This is a genomic window from Streptomyces boluensis (assembly GCF_009908195.1).
Lineage (GTDB): Bacteria > Actinomycetota > Actinomycetes > Streptomycetales > Streptomycetaceae > Streptomyces > Streptomyces boluensis.
Map to the genome: position 1 here is coordinate 1 of NZ_JAAAHS010000479.1, position 5,103 is coordinate 5,103.

The window sequence follows — 5,103 nt, forward strand, 5'->3', positions numbered from 1 at the left end:
TCCCCGGACTGCCCGAGCAGATCGACCACGGACCGCGCGACCGCCCCCGCGTCGCCCTCACCTTCCACGGCCAGGGCGACCCGAAGACCGCCAAGGCCCTGCTCGCCGAGGCCGAACGCGCCGAGGCCCGCGTCACCGTGCTCGCCGTCGGCCGCTGGCTCGACGAACACCCCACGATGGCCCACCGGATCCTCGACGGCGGCCACGAACTCGGCAACCACACCCTGCGCCACCTCGACATCAACTCCATGCCGGAGGCCGAGGCGTACGCGGAGATCACCGGCTGCGCCGACCGCCTGAAGCGCCTCACCGGCTCCATCGGCACCTGGTTCAGGCCCTCGCGCGCCAAGGATGCCGCCCCGCTGGTGCGCCGGCTCGCCCACCGCGCCGGCTACCCGCACGTCCTGTCGTACGACACGGACTCCCTGGACTTCACCTCGCCGGGCGCACCGACCGTCGTCCGCACCGTCACCGGCCGGATCAGGAAGGGATCCGTGGTGAGCCTGCACTTCGGGTACGCGGACACGGTCGCCGCGCTGCCCGCCGTCCTCGAAGAGATCGACCGCCGCGGCCTCAGCGCGGTGACCACCACGGAGCTGCTGACACCATGACCCGACGCACCCCCCTCACCCGACGCACCCGCCTGCTGATGTGCGCCGCGCTGCTCACCACCGGCGCCGCGCTCGCCGCCTGCGGCTCCCCGGCCGACGACACCTCGCAGGCGGCCCTCGCCAAGAAGCCCGCCAAGCCCGGGGCGATCAAGGGGCTCCCCGGCATGCCCGCGGTCCTCGACCCCAATGACGTGTACGCCGCCGACAAGCCGAACCAACTGTCCCCGGTGGTCAAGAACTTCCCGCAGCGGGTGTACGTCCCCAACACCAACTCCAACACCGTCTCCGTGATCGACCCCAAGAAGTTCGAGGTCGTCGACACCATCGAGGTCGGCACCCAGCCCCAGCACGTCGTACCGTCCTGGGACCTGAAGACGCTCTGGGTCAACAACAACCGCGGGCACACCCTCACCCCCGTCGACCCCGCCACCGCCAAGCGCCGCGGACCGGACGTGGAGGTGCACGACCCGTACAACCTCTACTTCACCCCGAACGGCAAGCACGCCGTCGTGATGGCCTCGCTCGACCGTGAGCTGGTCTTCCGCGACCCGCACACGATGAAGCGTCAGCACACCGAACCCGTCAGCTGCCGCGGCGTGAACCACGCCGACTTCTCCCGCGACGGCCGCTACTTCATCGTGTCCTGCGAGTTCTCCGCCGAACTCCTCAAGGTCGACACCGAGAAGATGAAGGTCGTCGGCCAGCAGAAGCTGCCCTTCGAGGGCGCGATGCCGCAGGACGTGAAGGTCTCCCCGGACGGCAAGACCTTCTACATCGCCGACATGATGGCGCACGGCGTGTGGGTCCTGGACGGCGAGAAGTTCACCAGGCCCCAGCTGATGCCCACCGGCAAGGGCGCCCACGGCCTCTACGTCAGCCGCGACTCCAAGGAGATGTACATCCCCAACCGGGGCGAGGGCTCCATCTCCGTCTTCGACTTCCCGAAGAACAAGCTCACCAAGAAGTGGTGGCTCCCCGACGGCGGCAGCCCCGACATGGGCGGCGTCTCCGCGGACGGCAAGGTCCTCTGGCTGTCCGGGCGTTACGACTCCGAGGTGTACGCCATCGACACCCGCACCGGCGTCCAGCTCGCCCGTATCCCGGTCGGCGGCGGCCCCCACGGACTCGCCGTCTACCCGCAGCCCGGCCGCTACTCCCTCGGCCACACCGGCGTCTTCCGCTGACCACCGCGCCGCGCGCGCACCGCGGGCCGTTAATCTGACCCCCGGCAAATGCATGCACCAAGAAGGGGTGGACCAGTGGCGGACATCGAGGAAGCGCGCGCGCAGTTCCAGCGGATCGACACGGACGGTGACGGATTCATCACCGCCGCCGAGTTCAAGAAGGCCCTCGCGCAGGGCGGTGACTGGAACGTGACCGACTCCGTGGCGGAAGCCATCATCGCCGCCCGGGACACCGACCAGGACAAGACCCTGTCCTTCGACGAGTTCTGGGCCCACCTCAGCAAGGCCTGATCCGGTCAGCGAGGCCTGACCCGCCTCGACCCGTCGGCCACGGCGCACCGCGGGCCCGCACCACAACGGTGGTGCGGGCCCGCGGTTCCGTCTCAGCCCGCCGCGACCGGTGCCCGCCGCCGGGCCCGTACCTGCCAGCGGCCCTCCGTACGGGTCAGCACCACCGGATGGTCGAAGCACGCGCTGACCCGCTCGCTCGTCAGCACCCGCTCCACCGGCCCCCGCGCCATACTCCGGCCGCCCCGCAGCAGCAGGGCGTGCGAGGTGCCCTCCGGCAGCTCCTCCAGGTGATGTGTCACCAGAACCGTGGCAAGCCCTGGATCCGCCGACCGCAACGCGTCGAGGCCTTCGAGCAACTGCTCCCGGCCCGGTACGTCCAGACCCGTGGCCGGCTCGTCGAGCAGCAGCAGCCGAGGCCTGGGCAGCAACGCCCGCGCGATCAGCACCCGGCCCCGCTCACCCTGCGACAACTGCGGCCAGCGCGCCTCGGCAAGACCCGCCACCCCGAGCAGGCCCAACAGCTCGTCCGCGTGAGCGAGTTGCTCCGCCGACGCCGAACGGCGCGGCACCGGCTCCACGCTGCCCGTGAGCCCGGTCAGCACGACATCCCGCACCCGCAGCGGCGAGCGCAGCGGATGCCGCGGGTCGACGTGCCCCACAAGCGCCCGCAACTCCCGCAGGTCCACCCGCCCGATCCGGTGACCGAGCAACTCCACCGCACCCCGCGTCGGATGCGCCGAAGCGCCGAGCAGCCGCAGCAGCGTCGACTTGCCCGCACCGTTCGCACCGAGCAACGCCCAGTGCTCCCCGGCACGCACGGTCAGCGACACCGAGTCGAGCAACGTACGCCCGTCCCGTACGACCGACACGTCCGTCACACTCAGTACGGTGCCGATGTCCGCCCCTGTCTCCAACTCGCCCATCACAGCGCCCTGTTGACGGCCGACAGGACCGCCCGCACCGAGGCCGTCAGGGTCGCGGGGGCCAGGCCCGCGCCCCACACCACCCGCTCGCCCACCCGGCACTTCACGTACGCCGCCGCCGGTGCGTCCGCGCCCGTCGACGTGGCGTGCTCCGCGTAGTCCAGGACCGTGACCTCCACACCGGCCGCCGCGAGGGCCCGCGTGAACGCCGACACCGGGCCGGGGCCCGTGCCCTCGTAGTCGCCCGGCCGGTCGTGCACGGTCAGCGCGCCCACGAAGCGGTACTCGCCCCCGGCCGCCCCGTCTACCTGGTCCGCCCGCCAGTCCGCGAGCCGTACCGACTCCCCGTCCGTGCCCGGTGCCAGATACGCCGACTCGAACAGCGACCAAAGCAGCTCCGCGTCCGCCTCGCCGCCGCTGTCGTCCGTCGCCGTCTGCACCACCCGCGCGAACTCCGCCCGCAGCTCACGCGGCAGGTCGAGGCCGCGGTGCGCGCGCAGCAGATGCGCCACACCGCCCTTGCCCGACTGGCTGTTGACCCGGATCACCGCCTCGTACGACCGCCCCAGATCCGCCGGGTCGACCGGCAGATACGGCACGTCCCACGGCGCCTCACGCTCCGGCACCCCAAGCTCCCGCGCCCGCCGCGCATGCGCGTCCAGGCCCTTGCTGATCGCGTCCTGGTGCGTGCCCGAGAACGCGGTGTGCACCAACTCGCCGCCGTACGGGTGCCGTTCATGCACCGGCAGCCGGTTGCAGTGCTCCACCGTGCGGCGCACCTCGTCGATGTCGGAGAAGTCGACCATCGGGTCCACGCCCTGGGTGTACAGGTTCAGCGCGAGCGTCACCAGGTCCACGTTGCCGGTCCGCTCACCGTTGCCGAACAGGCAGCCCTCCACCCGCTGGGCGCCCGCGAGCACGGCGAGTTCGGCGCAGGCCACCCCCGTACCGCGGTCGTTGTGCGGATGCACGGAGAGGATCACCGCATCGCGCCGGGCCAGGTTTCGGTGCATGTACTCGATCTGGTCCGCGTAGACGTTCGGCGTCGCGATCTCGACGGTGGCGGGCAGGTTGAGCGTCACCGGACGGTCGGGGGAGGCGTCCCACAGGCCGGTCAGCGCGTCACACAGCTCCAGGACGAAGTCCGGCTCGGTCAGGTTGAACACCTCCGGCGAGAACTGGAACCGCAGCCCCTCCCGGTCCCCGCCCAGCTTCACCATCAGCCGCGCCGCGTCCTCGACCATCGCCCGCACCTCGTCCCGGCTCCGGCCGAGGACCACGTCACGCCAGACGGGCGCCGTCGCCGCGTACAGGTGGACCACCGCGCGCGGCAGCCCTTCGATCGCCGCGAAGGTGCGCTCGATCAGATCGCGCCGGGCCGGGGTGAACACCACGACGGTCACGTCCTCGGGCACCTCACCCCGCTGCACGGCCCCGGCCAGATGCCGTACGAACTCGAAGTCGGTACGGCTCGCCGAGGGGTACGCGACCTCGATCTCCTTGAATCCCAGGGCCACTTGGAGATCGAACAGGCGCCGTTTCCGGTCCGTGCCCATCGGCTCGGCCAGCGCCTGGTTGCCGTCCCGCAGGTCGACCGGCACCCACAGCGGCGCCCGCTCGATCCGCGCCGACGGCCAGCTCCGCGCGCCCCCGCCGGGCAGCGACACCCGCTCGTGCGCGGGCCGGTAGCGGTGGTACGGCATAGGGCTCGGGGCCTGCGGATTCCAGTCGTACGCGGGGGAGGCGGCGTACGCGGAGGAGGTGGCCGGCGATGTGGCGGGTGGTGTGGCGGGTGACGTGGCGGGTGGTGTCACGGTGATCGTTCTTCTCTCGGTCGTCCCTCACGGTCGGCGACCGGCAGCACGGCACCCCGCGGCGGGGTGCCGGTCGTGTCAGACCCCGCCGCGGCAGCCGAGAAGAAGCGCTCCGCAGAAGAACATGGCCGCTACACTAGACACACCTCAGCTCCTCAGACAAGTAGCGCTCCGTGACCGCCCGTTTCCGCTCTCGTCGCGCTACGTGTGTCAGCCCCTGGAAGGCTTGCCCCATGCCCACCCTCGGACACCTCCGCCCCAGCCCTCTGGTCGAGCATGC

Annotated in this window: 5 protein-coding genes; 3 read left to right on the top strand and 2 right to left on the bottom strand. The window is 71.4% G+C overall.

Going from position 1 to position 5,103, the window contains the following annotated elements:
* The 3 genes from GUY60_RS34110 to GUY60_RS34120 form a co-directional block, all read left to right on the top strand.
* On the top strand, positions 1–611 hold a 611-nt coding region (locus GUY60_RS34110; RefSeq protein ID WP_161704998.1), incomplete at its 5' end, for a polysaccharide deacetylase family protein.
* Entirely contained in the window at positions 608–1,795 is a 1,188-nt protein-coding gene (locus GUY60_RS34115; protein WP_161705000.1) for a YncE family protein, read from the top strand. The genes GUY60_RS34110 and GUY60_RS34115, both read left to right, overlap by 4 nt.
* A 75-nt stretch (positions 1,796–1,870) precedes the next feature.
* Positions 1,871–2,086, top strand: a complete 216-nt coding sequence (locus GUY60_RS34120; protein ID WP_161705002.1) for an EF-hand domain-containing protein — start codon at positions 1,871–1,873, stop codon at positions 2,084–2,086.
* 92 nt (positions 2,087–2,178) lie between these two features.
* Here GUY60_RS34120 and GUY60_RS34125 read toward each other — a convergent pair whose 3' ends face one another.
* Together GUY60_RS34125 and leuA are read right to left on the bottom strand one after the other, a co-directional pair.
* The gene (locus tag GUY60_RS34125; protein WP_161705004.1) at positions 2,179–3,009 is read right to left on the bottom strand and encodes an ABC transporter ATP-binding protein; all 831 of its coding nucleotides are present in this window, start codon (positions 3,007–3,009) and stop codon (positions 2,179–2,181) included.
* Complete coding sequence (gene leuA / locus GUY60_RS34130) at positions 3,009–4,712, bottom strand: 2-isopropylmalate synthase (protein ID WP_161705006.1); 1,704 nt, start codon at positions 4,710–4,712, stop codon at positions 3,009–3,011. The genes GUY60_RS34125 and leuA overlap by 1 nt, the downstream gene beginning before the upstream one ends.
* Between the last annotated feature and the right edge of the window lie 391 nt (positions 4,713–5,103).